The organism is Quadrisphaera setariae (assembly GCF_008041935.1).
Classification (GTDB): Bacteria; Actinomycetota; Actinomycetes; order Actinomycetales; family Quadrisphaeraceae; genus Quadrisphaera; species Quadrisphaera setariae.
Genome location: NZ_VKAC01000002.1, coordinates 165728 through 181870 on the forward strand (window position 1 = coordinate 165728; position 16143 = coordinate 181870).

A 16143-nucleotide genomic window follows, 5' to 3' on the forward strand; every position below is an offset into this window, starting at 1 on the left:
GCTCCCCACGATGACCGCGCCGCGCGTCGTCCTCGGCGTCGGCGGCGGCATCGCCGCCTACAAGGCGGCGCTGCTGCTGCGCCTGTTCACCGAGGGCGGCGCGTCCGTGCGCGTGGTCCCCACCGAGGCCGCGCTGCGGTTCGTCGGCGAGCCGACGTGGGCGGCGCTGTCCGGCCAGCCGGTGGCCACCGGCGTCTGGGACGACGTGCACGAGGTGCCGCACGTGCGGCTGGGCCGCGAGGCCGACCTCGTGGTCGTCGCCCCCGCCACGGCCGACCTGCTGGGCCGCGCCGCCCACGGCCTCGCCGACGACCTGCTGACCAACGTGCTGCTCACCGCCCGCTGCCCGGTGCTGCTCGCCCCGGCGATGCACACCGAGATGTGGCAGCACCCCGCGGTCGTCGCGAACACGGCCCTGCTGCGCGAGCGCGGCATCCACGTGCTCGACCCCGACAGCGGTCGCCTCACGGGCGCCGACACCGGGCCCGGCCGCCTGCCCGAGCCCGAGCGCATCCACGCCGCGGCGCTCGCCCTGCTGGACGGCGCGGGAGACGGTCCGTCGTCGTCCTCCGCGGACCACGACGACGATCGCGCAGCGCCCGCGCGGGACCTCGCGGGGCGGCACGTCGTCGTCTCCTCGGGGGGAACGCGCGAACCGCTCGACCCGGTGCGCTTCCTCGGCAACGCCTCCTCCGGGCGGCAGGGGGCGGCGCTGGCCGCGCGGGCCCTCGCCCGCGGCGCGCGGGTGACCTACGTGCGGGCCCACACCGAGGTCCCCGACCCCGCCGGGGCGCACGTCGTGCCGGTGAGCACGGCGCTGCAGCTGCGTGACGCTGTTCTCACGGCGGCGGCCGGCCAGGGCGCACAGACCGGGGCCGACGCGGTGGTCATGGCGGCGGCGGTGGCCGACTTCCGACCCGCAGCGCCGTCCGAGACGAAGATCAAGAAGAGTGAGGCCGACGAGTCCGCGCCCGTCGTGGAGCTGGTGCGGAACCCCGACGTGCTCGCCGGGCTCGTCGAGGCCCGGCGCGAGGGACGGGTCGCGTCCACCACCGTCCTGGTCGGCTTCGCCGCAGAGACCGGAGACGCCACCGGGTCGGTGCTGGAGCACGGTCGCCTCAAGGCGGTCCGCAAGGGTGCCGACCTCCTGGTGGTGAACGAGGTCGGTGGCGGGCGGGCGTTCGGCACCGCTGACAACACCGTCGTCATCATCGGTGCTGACGGCACCGAGCGGGCCGTGGGGCCCGCGCCCAAGGAGAGCATCGCCGACGCCGTCTGGGACGCTGTCGTGATGCGCGTGCCCGCCGAGAACCCAGGAGATCGCTGATGGCCGCTGGAGCGGACCTGCGCCTGTTCACCTCCGAGTCGGTGACCGAGGGCCACCCGGACAAGATCTGCGACCAGATCAGCGACCGCATCCTCGACGCGATGCTCGACCAGGACCCGACCAGCCGCGTCGCCGTCGAGACCATGGTCACCACCGGCCAGGTGCACATCGCGGGCGAGGTGAGGACCAAGGGGTACGTGGAGATCCCGCAGATCGTGCGGGACACCATCCTGGGGATCGGCTACGACTCCTCGGAGAAGGGATTCGACGGCCACTCCTGCGGCGTCTCGGTGTCGATCGGGGCGCAGTCGACCGACATCGCGCAGGGCGTCGACTCCTCCTGGGAGCAGCGCTCGGGCTCGCTCGTGTCCGACGACCCGCTCGACGCCCAGGGCGCTGGCGACCAGGGCCTGATGTTCGGGTACGCCTGCGACGACACCCCCGAGCTCATGCCGCTGCCGATCTACCTGGCGCACCGCCTGTCCGAGCGCCTCACCGCCGTCCGCAAGGACGGCGTGCTGCCGCACCTGCGCCCCGACGGCAAGACGCAGGTCACCATCGGCTACGACGGCGACCGCGCCGTCTCCCTCGACACCGTGGTGCTGTCCACGCAGCACGCTCCCCGGGTGGACCTCGCCGAGCTGGCCGAGCAGATCCGCTCCGAGGTCGTGGCGCCCGTGCTGGAGGGGGTCGACCTCGACACCTCCGGCCACCGCCTGCTGGTCAACCCCACGGGCCGCTTCGAGATCGGCGGCCCCATGGGCGACGCCGGCCTCACCGGCCGGAAGATCATCGTGGACACCTACGGAGGCATGGCCCGCCACGGCGGTGGCGCGTTCTCCGGCAAGGACCCGTCGAAGGTCGACCGGTCCGCGGCGTACGCGATGCGCTGGGTGGCCAAGAACGTCGTCGCCGCGGGCCTGGCCCGGCGCTGCGAGGTGCAGGTGGCCTACGCCATCGGCGCCTCCCACCCGGTGGGCCTGTACGTGGAGTGCTTCGGCACCGAGACGGTCGACCTGGGGCGCCTCACCGCGGCCATCAAGGAGGTCTTCGACCTCCGGCCCGCGGCCATCGTGCGCGACCTCGACCTGCTGCGCCCCGTCTACGCCCGCACGGCGGCGTACGGGCACTTCGGTCGTGAGCTGCCGGGCTTCACGTGGGAGACCACCGAGCGCGCCGCGGCGCTGAAGGCCGCTGCCGGCGCCTGACGCACGGCTTCCTCTGGGCGGGCGCGGTGACGCCCGACGTGCACAGCCCTTCACGGGGCCCCGACGGGGCTCCGCGGAGGGCTTCTGCACGTCCGCGGTCACGCCGGCTCAGCGGTGCTGAGCGCTGACGGCCAGGGCGTGCACGTGCGACGCGAACCGGTGCAGGCCGACGACGAGCAGCACCAGCCCCACCCCGAACACGGTGAAGAACGCCGTGGTGAACGCGGTGCTGGAGTCGTCCGAGACGCTCTCCGCGCTGGCGAACACCTGGAAGCTGATCACTGGTCCCAGTACCTGCTGGCAGGCGAGCAGCGCGACTCCGACGGCGATGAGCGAGGCTGACCTGCGAAGACGCGGCTGCACGGGAGCTGGAGCGGTCGGTGCCTCCTGGCCGGGCTGCGGAGCGATCATCCTCGGAGGCTAGGAGGGGTGCCGCGCGGCGGGAAGGTCGTGCCGTGCATCCTCACCGGGTCTGCACCACCTCTCCACAGCACGTCCACCTTCCCGCGACGCTGACGGCGCCCGGCCGGCGGCCGGGCGCCGTCAGCGGCACCGTCCAGCTGTCAGACGGTGAAGCGGCCGGTCAGCTCCTGCAGGCGGGCTGCTGACCCGGTCAGGTCGCTCGCCATGGTGGCGGTGTGTCCCGCGCGGTCGCGGTTCTGGTCGGTGCCGGTGGCGATGCTCGTGATGTTCGCGGAGATCTGACCGCTGCCTGCGGAGATCTCGGTGATGTTGCGGACCATCTCGTTGGTGGTGGCGGACTGCTCCTCCACGGCGGCGGCGATGGTGGCCTGGACGGCGTCGATGCGGCTGATGACGTCGCTGATGTCGGTGACCGCGGCGGCCGCGGCGGCGGCGTCGCCCTGGGTGGCGGACACCTTGCTGATGATCTCCTCGGTGGCCTGGGCGGTCTGGCGGGCGAGCTCCTTGACCTCCCCGGCGACCACGGCGAAGCCCTTGCCGAGCTCTCCGGCGCGGGCGGCCTCGATGGTGGCGTTGAGGGCCAGCAGGTTGGTCTGCTCGGCGATGGAGGTGATGAGCTTGACGACGTCGCCGATCTCCCGGCTGGAGGTGCCCAGGCGCCCGATGGCGTTGCCGGCCTGGTCGGCGGCGGTGACCGCGGAGGTGGCCATGGCGGAGGCCTCAGCGGTGGCTGAGGCGATCTGGCTGATGGCGGCGCTCATCTGCTCGCCGGCCGCGGCGACGGTGGCGATGGAGACGCTGACCTCCTCGGAGGCGGCTGAGACGACCTGGGTCTGGGCCGAGGCCTCCTCCGCACCGGAGGCGAGGTCGCCCGACACCCCGCGCAGTGTCGCCGACGAGCTGGACAGGGAGCTGGCCTCGTCGCGGATCTCGCGCATGGCCGTGGCCAGGGCGTCCAGAGAGGCGTCGGTGGAGGCGGACAGCTGGCCGACCTCGTCCTTGCGGCGCAGACCGACGCGCCGGTCGAGGCGGCCCTGCGCCACCCCTGCCATGACGTCCACGACCGAGCGGAGCGGCCCGGTCACCGAGCGCGCCACGACGACGGCGATCGCGAGCGCGAGCACGAGCGCGACCAGCGAGACGGCGCCGAGCACCACCAGCGCCTGGTGGTAGGCGGCACGGCCGTCTGCGGCGAGGCCGTCTGCGTGCGCCTTCTCGGTGTCCACGATCTCCGTGAGCGCGGCGAACGCGGCCTTGGCCGCCGGGCTCGTCGTCTTCTCCCGGATGGCGAGGAAGCCGGCCGTGTCACCGGCCTTGGCCAGAGGGATCTGCTGCTGCAGTCCGTCCTCGTAGGCCTTCAGCGCAGACAGGAAGGCCTCGCGCTGGGTGCTGGTGCTGGCCGGCTGCGTGCCGAGGTACGTGGTCCACTGGCTCTGCAGCTCGGCGTCATCGGCCTCGATCGTCTTGACGGTCTGCTCGAGTGCTGCGGCGTCGCTCACCAGGGCGAGCATCGAGGCGTCGTAGCGGACCTGCAGGAGGGCCAGCGCCGTCCGGTCGGAGGAGTCGACGGCGGCAAGACCCGACGAGGCCAGGTAGTCGAGGTTCTTCTGCGCGTCGTGCAGACGACTGGCGCTGAGACCGGCCACCACCAGCAGGAGGACGCAGACGAGGCCGAACCCCGCGTAGAGCTTGTGCGCGACCCTGAGGTCGGCGAGACGTCCAGACAACAGGGCCTCCGCGTGATGAGTGCCGGCCAGTCCGGCCGACTCCCTGCATCGGCTGCTCCCGACACCGCCTTGATCGCTGCGTCAGCACCACCACGCTTCGAACGTGTCTGTCATGAGGGATACGTGTCGGGGGTGGTGGGTCACGCCACCTCCACAGCGCGACTCAGTCACCCCTGTCGACGGACGAGCGCCCGGGACCGGGGGAGGGTCCGCTCGAGATCTGGGCAGTCGTCCCACGCACCGACGGCGACAGGTCACGAGGACGTCGTGGACGACGACACCGCCCCGACCGCACCGAGCCCCACACGACTCTGGTCGGCAGGGTGGGGCCGGCACTGTCTGCTGGCGCTCGTCACGCCGACGCCCGCTCCCGACGCGCCCGAGCCAGGACACGACCCACGAACGCTGCGAACGACGTTCCCGCCGCCAGGCCCGCGGCCAGCAGGAGCGACCCGATGAGGTACAGCCCGGTGGTGTCCGTGGCCGCCGCCTGGGTGGTCCACCCCAGCCAGAACCCGACCGACACCCCACCGGCAGCGGCCGCCCACCACCACCGAGCGCCGAGCAGCGCGGTCACGACACCGACGGTGACCGCGCACCCGAGCACCTGCAGCGTCACGTACGGCGACTCGACCTGGCGCGTCACCACGTCGTACGAGGCGGTGGTGTCCCACCCCAGCCAGCAGGCCCACACGAGGGCGCCGGCCACCACGGACAGGGCGAACTGCAGCGACCGGCTCTCCGGTCGACGCCTCGGCCCACCCGTCTTCTCGCGCTGCCCGAACGCCCGGAGCAGTCCCAGGTGCAGCACGAGGTCGCCGATGAGCGGCACCCACGTGGGAACGCCCCACAGCAGCAGCCACCACGGCGCACCCAGCATGACCACCAGCGCCGTCACCAGGCCGCGGACGAGCCCGGGGCCGTCGGTCGGCGCGGTCGCCGGTGCCGCCTCGAGCTGCGTCACCAGGAGGAGGGCGACGACGACAGCGGCGTGCACGAGCAGCAGCGGCGACCACCAGCGCGTCCGTCGTCGTCCTGGACCGTCCGCCGGGGGTGTCACCGCTCGATCATGGCGCCCGTCCGGGTCGCGGTTCCACCGGCCGCGCTCGAGGCCGACCAGCCGCTCAGGTGAGCACGCGCACCGGTGACCCCGCCAGCCACGCCGCGACGTCCTCGACGGCGTCGCCGTAGAACGCCGCGAAGGTGTCCTCCGTGACGTACCCGACGTGCGGGGTCAGCGCGGTGCGTGGAGCCGACCGCAACGGGTGGTGGTCGGGCAGCGGCTCGACGTCGTACACGTCCAGCCCCGCACCACCCAGGCGGCCCGAGCGCAGCGCCTCCAGCAGCGCCGCCTCGTCGACCAGCGGCCCGCGCGAGGTGTTCACCAGCAGGGCGCCGGGCTTCATGAGGGCCAGCTCGCGCGCACCGATGACTCCTCGCGTGCGCTCGGACAGCACGAGGTGCAGCGTGACGGCGTCGGAGCGGGCCAGCAGGTCGCCCTTGGTCGTCGGCTCGACCCCCAGCCGGCGAGCCAGGTCGTGGTCGAGGTGCTGGGACCACGCCAGCACCTGCATGTCGAACGCCTGCGCCACCCGCGCCACCCGCTGACCGAGCTTGCCCAGCCCGACCACGCCCAGCACCGAGCCCGCCAGGTCTCCGCCGATCCCGGACGCACGGTCGAGCCGCTGCTGCCAGGCACCGGCGCGCACTCCGGCGTCGAGGCGCGGCACCTGCTTGAGCAGCGCCAGCAGCAGCGCCCACGTCATCTCCGCCGTCCCCGGCACCACCATGCGCGTGCCGCACACCACCACCCCGCGCTCGCGGCAGGCGTCGAGGTCGATGGCGGCGTTGGCCATCGCCGTCGTCACGAGCAGCCGCAGGTCGGGCAGCTCGCCGAGGAGCGCGGCGTCGAACGCGGTCCGCTCCCGCATCGCCACCACCACCTCGGCGCCAGCGAGCGCGCCGCGCAGGGCGGCACCGGTGAGGTGCTGGTGGACGACGTCGACGTCGACGCCCTCCGGCAGCGACCCCCAGTCCGCGCTGTCCCGCGCGACGTGCTGGTAGTCGTCGAGCACCACGATCCGCACGTGGTGACGCTACGCGGCAGCGCTGCCGCGTGCTCCCCGGCGGACCAGTGAGGCGTCAGTGAGGCGTCAGCGGGAGGCGGCGGTCGAGCGAGGGGTGACCGTCGTCCACATGCTGCCGCCCTCGTCGAAGCAGCCGGCGCACTCGCAGGCCGGCCAGAGGAGGCCGTCCTTGTGGCTGCGCGGCTGCGGGATGAGGCCGGGTTCGACGGCGTGCAGGTCCAGGGCGAAGGCGTCGTGACTGTCCACGGGTCAAGCATCACGCTCCGCAGCGGGTTTCGCTGGCGTTCCGGACGCTCTCCAGACGACTGCCAGACACCCGACGGCCTCCCGTCATCTACCGGCTGGTGGACCGCTGCGGCCCGATGCGGCGCCACCCGTGGTAGACGACGCCGCTGACCTGCTCGAACGCGTACCAGCTGCCCTGCCCGGGCTGGTCGAGCGCCCTGTCGACGGGTACGCCCAGCAGCTGGCAGAGCATCAGGGTCCCGACACCGCCGTGGGCGACGACGGCGACGTCGCCGGTCGCGCCCTCCAGCTGCCGCCGCACCGCCGCGGTGAAGCGCGCCTGGGCGTGCTCCGCGGTCTCCCACCCCCGCACGCTGATGCTCGGGTGGGCGAAGAACGCGTCGGCCAGCTCCTCGAACTCCGACGGCGGCACGAACCCCGTGGAGGACCTGTCGTTCTCGCCAAGCTCCTCGTCGAGCAGCACCACGAGCCCCAGCGGAGCGGCCAGCGCCTCCGCCGTCTGCACGGCCTTCACCTCGGTGGAGCTCACCACCCGTGTGAGGGTCTGCGCCCACGGCAGCGCCAAGAGGTGCTCCAGGCGCTCGTGGCCCGCCCCCGACAGACCCCACCGCGGTACGGGGACGGTCGGGTCGACGTGCACCTCGGGGTGGCTGACCACGTAGACCGTCACCGGCCCAGCCCACCACAGCGACCTGTCGCGGTGGACCCGGTGGCCCGTGGCGGACGAGACTGCTCCCCGTGGCAGCTGGTCGCTGGGGCGAGGTCGTGTCGGGCGAGGCCGAGGTGAGGGAGCTGGTCGGCGAGCCCGCCCCTGCGGCCCGCGCCAAGCAGCGCGACCACCTGCACGAGCTCGACAGGGCCTGGCTGGCCGCCTCGCCGTTCTGCCTCCTGGCGACCTCGGACGCCGACGGCCGCTGCGACGTCTCGCCCAAGGGCGACCCGCCGGGCTTCGTCCAGGTGCTGGACGACCGGACCGTCGCCGTCCCCGAGCGTCCCGGCAACCGCCGCGTGGACGGCTTCCTCAACGTGCTGTCCAACCCCCACGCCGGGCTCATCTCGTGGCTGCCGGGACGCAGCGACACCCTGCGCATCAACGGGCGCGCGACGCTCGTGCGCGACGCGCCGTTCTTCGACGCGATGGTCGTGAAGGGCCACCGACCGCTGCTGGCGGTGGTGATCGAGGTGGAGGAGGTCTTCCACCACTGCTCCAAGGCGTTCCTGCGGTCGTCGCTGTGGGACACCGTGACCTGGGACGGCGGCGCGAGCGCCGGCGTCCCCAGCCGGGCCCACATCGCCAAGGCCCTCGAGCGCCGGGACACGCCCCTGGAGGAGCTGCAGACCTACTACGGCCCGAGCTACGCCGACGGGCTCTACCGCTGATGACCTCCCAGCACCTGGAAGAGCAGGACGGCGACGGCCGCGTGCTCTCGGTCAACGTCGGTCGGGAGCGGCCCATCGCCGCCAAGGGTGGGACGACGGGCATCGACAAGCGCCCCGTGGACGGGCCGGTGGCCGTGCGCGCGCCGGGGCCGAAGCTGGCCGGGCGCACCGGCGCCAGCGGGCTGGCCGGAGACCACATCAGCGACACCGCGCACCACGGCGGCGACGACCAGGCCGTCTACGCCTACGCCCGCGAGGACCTCGACGCCTGGGGCCGCGAGCTCGGCAGGGAGCTGCCCGGCGGGACCTTCGGGGAGAACCTCACCACGGTCGGCGTGGACGTCAACGGAGCGGTGGTCGGGGAGGTGTGGGAGGTCGGGACGGCGCTGCTGCAGGTCAGCGCCCCGCGCATCCCGTGCGTGACGTTCGCGGTGTGGCTGGGGGAGCGGCGCTGGGTGCCTCGCTTCACCGAGGTCCGCACGCCGGGGGCGTACCTGCGCGTGCTGCGCGACGGGCACGTCGCCGCTGGCGACGCGGTGCGGGTGCTGTCGCGGCCCGCCCACGGCGTGGACGTGCGGACGGTGTTCGCGGCGACGACGACGAGCCCCGACCTGCTGCCCCTGCTCCGCGACGTGCCCGAGCTCCCCGCTGAGGACCGGGCGCTCGTGCTCCGGCGCCTCGACGGCTGCCCCGCCTCGTACCGTCCCGCCTCGCACCGTCCCGCCCAGCATGCAGAAGTCACCCCGGAGCGCCCTCAGGCCGCCCTCGACGCACTTCTGCCCGCTCGGCGGGACGTCCACCTGGCGCTCAGTACGGTTCCGGCGTGGACGATGCGCGCACCGACCCGCCCGTAGCAGCTGGTGAGGCTGTCACGCTGGTCGGCTTCCTCGACTTCCTGCGTGACACGATCGCGGTCAAGACCGACGGTCTGACCACGGACCAGCTGCGCGGGACGCACCCGCCGTCGTCGATGACGCTCGGCGGGATGCTCAAGCACCTGGCGTTCGTGGAGGACTACTGGGTGGGCCACGTGCTGCTGGGGCGTGACCCGAGCCCGCCGTGGGACACCGCGCCGTGGGGTGACGATCCTGACTGGGACTGGCACTCCGCTGCCAGCGATGCCGCGGACGACCTCCGGCAGGTGTGGCGCGACGCCGTCGAGCGGTCACGCACCGACCTGCCCCTGGACGACCTGGGGCAGCTCAGTGCGACCGAGCGGCACGGCGAGCGGGTGTCCGTGCGCTACGTGCTCGTGCACCTCGTGGAGGAGTACGCCCGCCACGCCGGGCACGCCGACCTGCTGCGCGAGGCGCTGGACGGGTCCACCGGGGAGTGACGCCGGACCGGCAGGACTCGTCCGGAACGCCGCTCCAGCTCCGGGGGAGGCGCAACTGCACGTCGGACGTCACGGGTCCAGCGGCCTAGTCGAGCCACCAGGTCGCGAGCGGACTCAGCACCACGCACCCGACGAGCATCACCGCCGACAGCGCCACCACGGCAGCGGCGGGAGCGGTCTGGCGCGGGGAGCGGTGGTCGTGGACGGACTGGACCACGTCGGCCCCCGAGACCAGCAGCGCGACGAAGCCGGCCAGCGGTGCGGTGACGATCGCGAGGTACCCCAGCGCCTGGCTCGCCAGCGAGGGCGGGGCCGGCAGGTCCTTCGGGTCGTACGCCCCGCTGCCGACCTGGTCGAGGGGGACGTGCTGCAGGCCGTTCACGAGGTAGCCGTGCCCGACGGTCGCGGCGAACAGCACCGCGCATCCGACGACGGCACCCGCCAGCAGGAGCAGCTGGCGCGGGCGCAGGGGGCCCAGTGGGCCCTCGACGAGGTCAGCGCTGACCGCGTCGTGGTGGACGCTCATGACCGGATGGTGGATCGCGGCCGGCCCGCAGCGCAAGCAGGACGCGCCAGGAGCGCTCCGGGCGCCGAGCGGTGAGCGCCGGAGGTCGGCTCAGCAGTCGCCGACCAGGCCCGGCATGGCACCGGTGCGCTCGGCGATCTCCACGAGAGCCCTCAGGTGCTCGGCGCTGAGCGGGGCCAGCACGTGCGTCCTCACGGCGTCGACGTGCCCGGGGGCGGCCGCGACCACGGCGTCCCAGCCGGCGTCGGTGAGCGCGGCGACGGTGAAGCGGCCGTCGGCGGGGTCGGGGGAGCGGCGCACGAGCCCGCGGTCCTCGAGCTTCCTCACCACGTTCGACAGGCGCGACAGCGACCCGCTGGCCAGCCGCGCGAGGGAGCTCATGCGGGCGCTGCGCCCGGGGCGCATCGACAGCTGGCTGAGCACGCTGTACTCGAACAGGCTCAGGCCCGAGTCGCGCTGCAGCTGCGCGTCGAGGGGGCCGGGCAGCAGCGAGGCGATGCCCACGACGGCCTTCCACGCCTCCTGCTGCTCCTCGGTGAGCCAGCCACCCGCGGGCTCGGTGGGGGCGGAGGTCGCGCCCGGGGCCGCGCCCGTGCTGAGCGCGGGCCGTCGTCGTCCTGCGGAGAGGGGTGCGGAGGTCTCGGTGCAGGCGCCTTCGTCGCAGGGGTCGCCGTCCACCCTCCGACGGTAGTGCGCGCCGCGCCGGTGCGTCGCCACCCGGAAGGATGACTCCAAGCGTGAAGTCATCTGCTACCTTCACTTCACACGTGAAGTCATTCGACGACCGAGGAGACCGACCATGAGCCTGTTCCGCCTGGACGCCAGCATCCGCGTCGACGGGTCCGCCAGCCGCGAGCTCGCCGACGCCGTCGAGGCCGAGTGGCAGCTCGCGCACCCCGGCGACGCCGTCGTGCGCCGCCACGTCGGCACCGAGCCGTTCCCCTCCACCACCTGGGGCGAGGCCGTCGCGGGCTCGATGACCCCTGAGGCCCAGCGCACCCCCGAGCAGCGCGGCGCCCTGGCGCTGGCCTCCGAGCTGGTCGACGAGCTGACTTCCGCCAGCGCGGTCCTGCTGGCCGTGCCGCTCTACAACTACGGCGTCTCGCAGCACGTCAAGGCGTGGGTGGACCTGGTCATCGCCGGCAGCACGCCCGGCTCGCGGCTGCTCGAGGGCACCCCGGCCGTGCTCGCCACCGTCCGCGGCGGCAGCTACAGCGCCGGCACGCCCCGCGAGGGCTGGGACCACGCCACCGACTACCTGCGCCGGATCCTCGCCGACGTGTGGGGCGCCGACCTCACCGTGGTCGAGCGCGACTTCACGCTCGTGGGCGTCAACCCCGCGCTCGACGCCTTCACCGAGCAGGCGAAGGCGCTGCACACCGGGGCGCTGTCCGCGGCCCGCGAGGCCGGTCGCGCGCTGGGCGCCGTCCCCGTCGCCTGACCCCGGCCACGACCAGCTCGGCTGCGCCACCCCTCACCGGGTGGTGCAGCCGAGCTCGTCCACCATCCAGCTGCCGTTCGAGGACTGGACCGCGGTCGCCCGCCACTCTCCCGACGTGAAGCTGCGCGTCTGCCACTCCTGCTGGGCCGGCCCGGAGCCGGAGTCCTGCTCGGCCTCCCAGCCGTCGGAGGGGACACCGGCCGGGATGACCCCGGGGTCGGCGGCCTGGTCACCCCTCGGCGTCTCGAGCCAGCGGGCGAGGGCGTCGGCGGCCGTCGGCTCACCCTCGAAGCCGCTGACCGGGTCGGCGACGAAGCCGGAGGTGCAGTGACCGCCGCTGCCCGGCGTCGGCGCAGCTGCCGGCCCCGGCGTGCCGCACCCCGCGACCAGCAGAGCCGTCCCCCCGGCCACCGTCGCGCTCCGGATCCGCAGGTGCCCCCGCTGCGCTGTCATCACCTCCAGACGACGCGCAGACCCGGCAGGCCGTTGCAGTCCGAGTCCGTGGGCGGAGGAGGCGCGAGCGCCACACGCCGGCGTGCTTGTAGAGCTTCCAGGCGACGGGTCTGCGACGTCAGCGCGTCCGACCGCGCGGTCCCGTACGACACGGCCCACAGCTCACCTCCGCTCCTCCGGCTCCTCGACGGACGTCCCCAGGGGCTGGGGGTACCTGCTCGTCCGCCACACCGACACCGACCCGTGGCCCATCGCCCAGGTCGGGGTGGGGTGAGCATGGGCCGTGTGGACGAGCTGGACGACCTGGTCGCTGCCCGTGAGGAGCTGCGCCACAACCCGCTCAACGAGGTGACCGCGTCGGTCGAGCGCGTCACGCTCGCCGACGGGCGCCGGCTCGTGCGCAAGCAGCTGCGTGCTCCGACCGCCGCGTCGTCGTCCCCTTCCGGCCCCTGGGCGGCCTCGGACGACCCGCGGCACTGGAACTCCTGGCGGCGCGAGGCCGACGCCCACCGCGACGACGCGCTGCGCGGCAGCGTGCGCGGCACCGGGCTCGACCTGCCTCCGTGCTCCGTGGAGGACGTCGAGGGCGGCCGTGGTGCGGTGCTGTGGATGGAGGACGTCGAGGGCACTCCCGGGGAGCGCTTCGACCTGGCCGACCACGCCGCGCTCGCGGCCGGGCTCGGCCGCTGGCAGGCGCAGGGACCGCTGGAGGCGCCGTGGGCCTCGCGGGGCTTCCTGCGGGAGTACTCCGGCAGCAAGAGGGTCGCCTGGGCGCTGGTGGACGACGACGACGCGTGGCGCCAACCGCTCGTCCGCGAGGCCTGGCCGCCGTCCCTGCGCTCGGGGTGGGTGAGGTTGCTGCGGGCCCGCCAGGAGCTGCTGCGCCTGGAGGAGTCCCTGCCCCGCACGCGCTGCCACCTCGACGTGTGGGTGGCCAACGAGATCCGCAGGCCGACCGGCGAGGTGGTGCTGCTCGACTGGGCCTTCGCCGGGGACGGTGCGGTGGGGGAGGACGTCGGCAACCACGTCCCCGACGCCGTGTTCGACCTCTTCTGGCCGGCAGAGCGCTTCGCGGAGCTGGAGGACGCGTGCGTGTCCGCCTACCTCGCGGGGCTGCGCGAGGCCGGGTGGCGCGGCAGCACCGACGAGGCGCGGCTCGGGGTGCTCGCCTCGTGCGTGAAGTACGCGTGGCTGCTGCCGCTGCTGCTCGAGAGCGCGGGGGCGGCGGAGCACGCCGCTTACTGGCGCGCCGCTGACGCCCAGCACCTCTACGCCCAGCGCGGTGAGGCGCTGGCGCACCTGGTGCGCTGGTGCGACGAGGCCCTGGCTCTCGCCCGGTGCCGCTGACCCCCGTCCCACCTCCCGATGACGACCCCGTCCCGCCACCTCCACCGCTCCCGTCTCCGCCACGACCGAGGACCTGCGCGCCACATCGCTGGCCGCGGGCGCCACGATCGTGCGGTGACCTGGCAGGAGGAGCTCGCCGCCCACGCCCTGCGCGCCGCCCGGCGCGAGCCGAGCGTCGCTGAGGTCGCCCTCGCCGGGTCGCTGGCCGACGGCAGCGGCGTCGACCCCTGGAGCGACGTCGACCTGCACGTCCGGCTGGCCGACGACGGCCCGACCCGCTTCGACCCCGCCCGGTGGGTGGCGCAGTTCGGCATGCCCTGGGCGCTGACGTCGCAGCCCGGGCCGCGAGGGCGCGTCGTGCGCGCGGTCTACGACGACGGGAGGCGGCTCGACGTCGTCGTCGACGGAGCTGCCGGCGGCGCACCGGGAGACGAGGACGACGGCGGCACGGCCGAGCTCATGGAGGTCCGGCAGGCCGCAGCGCTCGCGACGGTGAAGCTGGCGCGCGACGACCTGGCGGTCCAGCTGGACCCGTCCTACGCCGCGGACTGGTCCGGGCTGGACGCCCTGCTGCGGCAGGCCGGTCGGTGACGCAGGCCGGTCAGCGGGGGACCGGGAACACCGGAGCGGCAGCGGCGACGGGCACGGCGTGCGTCACGCAGAGGCCCCCGGTGCGCTCGTCGCGCTGGTGCACGAGGAGCCCCGCCGGTTCGTCCAGGTAGCCCATGCGCCCGGGCGAGCCCAGGTCGAGCGCGCTCTGGCGCCAGGTGCTCGGCGCGGTCGTCGCGACCGTCCCCGCGAAGGCCGCTGTCGTCGACCGGTGCACGTGCCCGGCGAGCAGCCGCACCACCTGCGGGTGCTCGGTCACGACGACGGCGAGCGCGCTGGAGTCCTCCAGCCCCATCCCGTCGAGGAAGGGGATGCCCACGGCCGTCGGTGGGTGGTGCAGCGCGAGCAGCGCTGGCACGTCGGGGTGGGCGGCCAGCTCACCCGCGAGCCACGCCAGCTGCTGCTCCCCGAGCCGCCCGGCTCCCTGCCCGCGGACGGAGGAGTCGAGCACGAGCAGCCGGGCACCGGGCAGGTCGACGGCGTAGTGCGTCGACGTGCCACCGCCCAGGTGCGACGAGCCGCCGAACGCCGCGACGAGCGTCTCGCCGTCGTCGTGGTTGCCGGCCGCCAGCAGGACGGGCACCGGTGACGAGCCGGCGGCGTCGTCGAGGACCTCTCGCAGCACTGCGTACTCCTCCGGTCTGCCGTGCTCGACGAGGTCACCGGTGATGACCACCGCGTCGACGTCGAGGGCAGCAGCCCGCCCCAGCGCGCTGTGCAGCGCGCGGGCCGGTCCGGCCGCGAGGACGCCGGCGGGCAGGTGCGGGTCGCTGAGGTGGGCCAGCAGCACGTGACGACAGCAGAGGGGAGGAGGGCGGCAGACTCCGGTCGGTGATCGTGCTGGCGGACCTCGACGGGACGCTCGTCGACAGGGCCGGGGCCTTCACGCGCTGGGCCCGGCGCTTCGTGGTGGCCCACGGCGGTGACGACGACGACGTCCGCTGGCTCCTCGACCTCGATGCCGACGGGTACGCGCCGCGCTCGGACGTCGCCGCCGCGCTCCAGCACCGCCTGGGTCTGCAGGACGGCGTGCTGCGGCTGGTCGAGCGGCTGCTCTTCGAGCACGTCGACGACGTCCGCCCCTTCCCCGGCGTCCGCGAGGAGCTCCACGCGCTGCGGACGGCCTCTGACGGTCGTGCTCCCGCCGTCGTCGTCGTGGTGACCAACGGGACGGTCGCCCAGCAGGAGCGGAAGCTCGCGGTCAGCGGACTGGTGGACGACGTCGACGGCGTCGTCGTGTCCGAGGCGGTCGGCGTCAAGAAGCCCGACCGGAGGGTCTTCGAGGTGGCCCTCGCGCGCGCCGCGCAGCTCGGCGGCGCGGGAGCGGCGTGGATGGTGGGCGACCACGCCGTCGCGGACGTCGCCGGCGGCAGCGGCGCGGGGCTCCTGACCGGATGGGTGAGCGGCGGACGCCCCTGGCCCGGTGGCCCGCGGCCGGACCTGGTGGCGGTGGGCACCGCGGAGCTGCTCGCCGCTGTCCGGCGGGGTGCGGCGCTGAAAAGGCGTTGAGGCGGTGATCTCCCCCGGGCAGGCTGGCGGGAGAGCGACCGCCGCAGGAGCCGGACGGTCGGCTCGACCTCCCGCGCCCGGAAGGAGCCGCCGCATGCCCGAACACGCTCGTTCGCTGACCCCCCGACCGTCCGCGCCGGCCGGGCGCTGCAGCGTGCCCGCGTGCGTGGTCTGCGCGGTAGAGGCCGAGCGGCGCACCGTCACGGTGGCCGAGTGGCTGGTCGGACGCCTGCGCCCGCTGGTGCGCCGTGCCCAGCGGCCCCCGCCGACGACGAGTGGGTGGCCGTACTCGTCGTGGTGGGAGGAGAGCGGGCGCTGACGTCCCCTCCTGCCCTGAGGGGCGCAGCGACCTCGTCAGCTGTCGGAGTCGTCCAGGTGCACCGCATCGAGGTGGGCGTCGTCCACGCGGACGCAGTGCTCGCGGTCCGGCACGCAGTGCAGGTCCAGGTCGACGACGTCGTCGGGGTCCGCGTCGTCGTGCTCGGTCACCCTCTGATCCTCCCGCGGTGACGTCCCCAGCGGCG

At 74.3% G+C, this 16143-nt stretch carries 20 protein-coding genes and 1 pseudogene; 10 read left to right on the forward strand and 11 right to left on the reverse strand.

Going from position 1 to position 16143, the window contains the following annotated elements; genetic code table 11:
• Window positions 1-10 precede the first annotated feature (10 nt).
• Window positions 11-1327, forward strand: a complete 1317-nt coding sequence (gene coaBC / locus FMM08_RS03985; RefSeq protein WP_147925060.1) for a bifunctional phosphopantothenoylcysteine decarboxylase/phosphopantothenate--cysteine ligase CoaBC — start codon at window positions 11-13, stop codon at window positions 1325-1327.
• Complete coding sequence (gene metK, locus FMM08_RS03990; protein ID WP_147925061.1) at window positions 1327-2535, forward strand: methionine adenosyltransferase; 1209 nt, start codon at window positions 1327-1329, stop codon at window positions 2533-2535. The genes coaBC and metK overlap by 1 nt, the downstream gene beginning before the upstream one ends.
• A gap of 108 nt (window positions 2536-2643) precedes the next feature.
• Here metK and FMM08_RS03995 read toward each other — a convergent pair whose 3' ends face one another.
• The 6 genes from FMM08_RS03995 to FMM08_RS04020 form a co-directional block, all read right to left on the reverse strand.
• On the reverse strand, window positions 2644-2946 hold the full coding sequence (locus FMM08_RS03995) for a hypothetical protein (protein ID WP_147925062.1): 303 nt from the start codon (window positions 2944-2946) through the stop codon (window positions 2644-2646).
• Between the two features lie 152 nt (window positions 2947-3098).
• Window positions 3099-4685, reverse strand: a complete 1587-nt coding sequence (locus tag FMM08_RS04000; RefSeq protein WP_255472021.1) for a methyl-accepting chemotaxis protein — start codon at window positions 4683-4685, stop codon at window positions 3099-3101.
• 352 nt (window positions 4686-5037) lie between these two features.
• On the reverse strand, window positions 5038-5745 hold the full coding sequence (locus tag FMM08_RS04005) for a hypothetical protein (protein WP_147925064.1): 708 nt from the start codon (window positions 5743-5745) through the stop codon (window positions 5038-5040).
• 64 nt (window positions 5746-5809) lie between these two features.
• A complete protein-coding gene (locus tag FMM08_RS04010; protein WP_147925065.1) occupies window positions 5810-6772 on the reverse strand; it encodes a D-2-hydroxyacid dehydrogenase family protein in 963 nt (320 codons plus the stop codon).
• 66 nt (window positions 6773-6838) lie between these two features.
• Window positions 6839-7018 (reverse strand): hypothetical protein, encoded by a 180-nt coding sequence (locus FMM08_RS04015; RefSeq protein WP_147925066.1) that lies wholly within the window; start codon window positions 7016-7018, stop codon window positions 6839-6841.
• Window positions 7019-7106: 88 nt separating this feature from the next.
• Window positions 7107-7688, reverse strand: a complete 582-nt coding sequence (locus tag FMM08_RS04020) for a histidine phosphatase family protein (RefSeq protein WP_187279532.1) — start codon at window positions 7686-7688, stop codon at window positions 7107-7109.
• A 68-nt stretch (window positions 7689-7756) separates the two neighbouring features.
• On the opposite strand from FMM08_RS04020, the gene FMM08_RS04025 reads away from it, so the two are divergent.
• The 3 genes and pseudogenes from FMM08_RS04025 to FMM08_RS04035 all read left to right on the forward strand — a co-directional run bounded on the left by FMM08_RS04025 (window position 7757) and on the right by FMM08_RS04035 (window position 9734).
• On the forward strand, window positions 7757-8398 hold the full coding sequence (locus FMM08_RS04025) for a pyridoxamine 5'-phosphate oxidase family protein (RefSeq protein WP_147925068.1): 642 nt from the start codon (window positions 7757-7759) through the stop codon (window positions 8396-8398).
• Window positions 8398-9075 (forward strand): annotated as a pseudogene (locus tag FMM08_RS04030) (MOSC domain-containing protein); the annotation flags it as partial. The gene FMM08_RS04025 and the pseudogene FMM08_RS04030, both read left to right, overlap by 1 nt.
• Window positions 9076-9221: 146 nt before the next feature.
• Window positions 9222-9734, forward strand: a complete 513-nt coding sequence (locus tag FMM08_RS04035; protein WP_147925070.1) for a DinB family protein — start codon at window positions 9222-9224, stop codon at window positions 9732-9734.
• Window positions 9735-9819: 85 nt separating this feature from the next.
• Here the strand turns inward: FMM08_RS04035 and FMM08_RS04040 are convergent, their stop codons facing one another.
• Both FMM08_RS04040 and FMM08_RS04045 read right to left on the reverse strand, forming a co-directional pair.
• Window positions 9820-10260 (reverse strand): hypothetical protein, encoded by a 441-nt coding sequence (locus FMM08_RS04040; RefSeq protein WP_147925071.1) that lies wholly within the window; start codon window positions 10258-10260, stop codon window positions 9820-9822.
• A gap of 90 nt (window positions 10261-10350) precedes the next feature.
• Window positions 10351-10938 carry a MarR family winged helix-turn-helix transcriptional regulator gene (locus tag FMM08_RS04045; RefSeq protein ID WP_255472022.1) on the reverse strand — a complete coding sequence of 196 codons (588 nt, stop codon included), beginning with the start codon at window positions 10936-10938 and terminating at the stop codon, window positions 10351-10353.
• Between the two features lie 121 nt (window positions 10939-11059).
• Here FMM08_RS04045 and FMM08_RS04050 point away from each other — a divergent pair, with 121 nt between their 5' ends.
• A complete protein-coding gene (locus FMM08_RS04050; RefSeq protein ID WP_147925073.1) occupies window positions 11060-11701 on the forward strand; it encodes an FMN-dependent NADH-azoreductase in 642 nt (213 codons plus the stop codon).
• A gap of 33 nt (window positions 11702-11734) precedes the next feature.
• Here FMM08_RS04050 and FMM08_RS04055 read toward each other — a convergent pair whose 3' ends face one another.
• Window positions 11735-12154 (reverse strand): hypothetical protein, encoded by a 420-nt coding sequence (locus tag FMM08_RS04055; protein ID WP_147925074.1) that lies wholly within the window; start codon window positions 12152-12154, stop codon window positions 11735-11737.
• A gap of 285 nt (window positions 12155-12439) precedes the next feature.
• Between FMM08_RS04055 and FMM08_RS04060 the strand changes: the two genes are divergently transcribed.
• Both FMM08_RS04060 and FMM08_RS04065 read left to right on the forward strand, forming a co-directional pair.
• Window positions 12440-13501, forward strand: coding sequence for an aminoglycoside phosphotransferase (locus tag FMM08_RS04060; RefSeq protein ID WP_255472023.1), 1062 nt, complete (start codon window positions 12440-12442; stop codon window positions 13499-13501).
• A 114-nt stretch (window positions 13502-13615) separates the two neighbouring features.
• Entirely contained in the window at window positions 13616-14092 is a 477-nt protein-coding gene (locus FMM08_RS04065; RefSeq protein ID WP_147925075.1) for a nucleotidyltransferase family protein, read from the forward strand.
• A gap of 10 nt (window positions 14093-14102) precedes the next feature.
• Here the strand turns inward: FMM08_RS04065 and FMM08_RS04070 are convergent, their stop codons facing one another.
• Window positions 14103-14900, reverse strand: a complete 798-nt coding sequence (locus FMM08_RS04070) for a metallophosphoesterase (protein WP_147925076.1) — start codon at window positions 14898-14900, stop codon at window positions 14103-14105.
• Between the two features lie 41 nt (window positions 14901-14941).
• Between FMM08_RS04070 and FMM08_RS04075 the strand changes: the two genes are divergently transcribed.
• Window positions 14942-15619, forward strand: coding sequence for an HAD family hydrolase (locus FMM08_RS04075; RefSeq protein ID WP_147925077.1), 678 nt, complete (start codon window positions 14942-14944; stop codon window positions 15617-15619).
• Window positions 15620-15713: 94 nt separating this feature from the next.
• Window positions 15714-15938, forward strand: coding sequence for a hypothetical protein (locus FMM08_RS04080; RefSeq protein ID WP_147925078.1), 225 nt, complete (start codon window positions 15714-15716; stop codon window positions 15936-15938).
• 35 nt (window positions 15939-15973) lie between these two features.
• Here the strand turns inward: FMM08_RS04080 and FMM08_RS23550 are convergent, their stop codons facing one another.
• On the reverse strand, window positions 15974-16108 hold the full coding sequence (locus FMM08_RS23550; RefSeq protein WP_255472024.1) for a hypothetical protein: 135 nt from the start codon (window positions 16106-16108) through the stop codon (window positions 15974-15976).
• Window positions 16109-16143 lie beyond the last annotated feature (35 nt).

Excerpts from the sequence above, each read along its gene's own strand:
- FMM08_RS04050 (WP_147925073.1), top strand. The coding sequence starts at position 11,060 with ATGAGCCTGTTCCGCCTGGACGCCAGCATCCGCGTCGACGGGTCCGCC.
- coaBC (WP_147925060.1), top strand. The coding sequence starts at position 11 with ATGACCGCGCCGCGCGTCGTCCTCGGCGTCGGCGGCGGCATCGCCGCC.
- FMM08_RS04080 (WP_147925078.1), top strand. The coding sequence starts at position 15,714 with ATGCCCGAACACGCTCGTTCGCTGACCCCCCGACCGTCCGCGCCGGCC.
- metK (WP_147925061.1), top strand. The coding sequence starts at position 1,327 with ATGGCCGCTGGAGCGGACCTGCGCCTGTTCACCTCCGAGTCGGTGACC.
- FMM08_RS03995 (WP_147925062.1), bottom strand. The coding sequence starts at position 2,946 with ATGATCGCTCCGCAGCCCGGCCAGGAGGCACCGACCGCTCCAGCTCCC.
- FMM08_RS04055 (WP_147925074.1), bottom strand. The coding sequence starts at position 12,154 with ATGACAGCGCAGCGGGGGCACCTGCGGATCCGGAGCGCGACGGTGGCC.
- FMM08_RS04040 (WP_147925071.1), bottom strand. The coding sequence starts at position 10,260 with ATGAGCGTCCACCACGACGCGGTCAGCGCTGACCTCGTCGAGGGCCCA.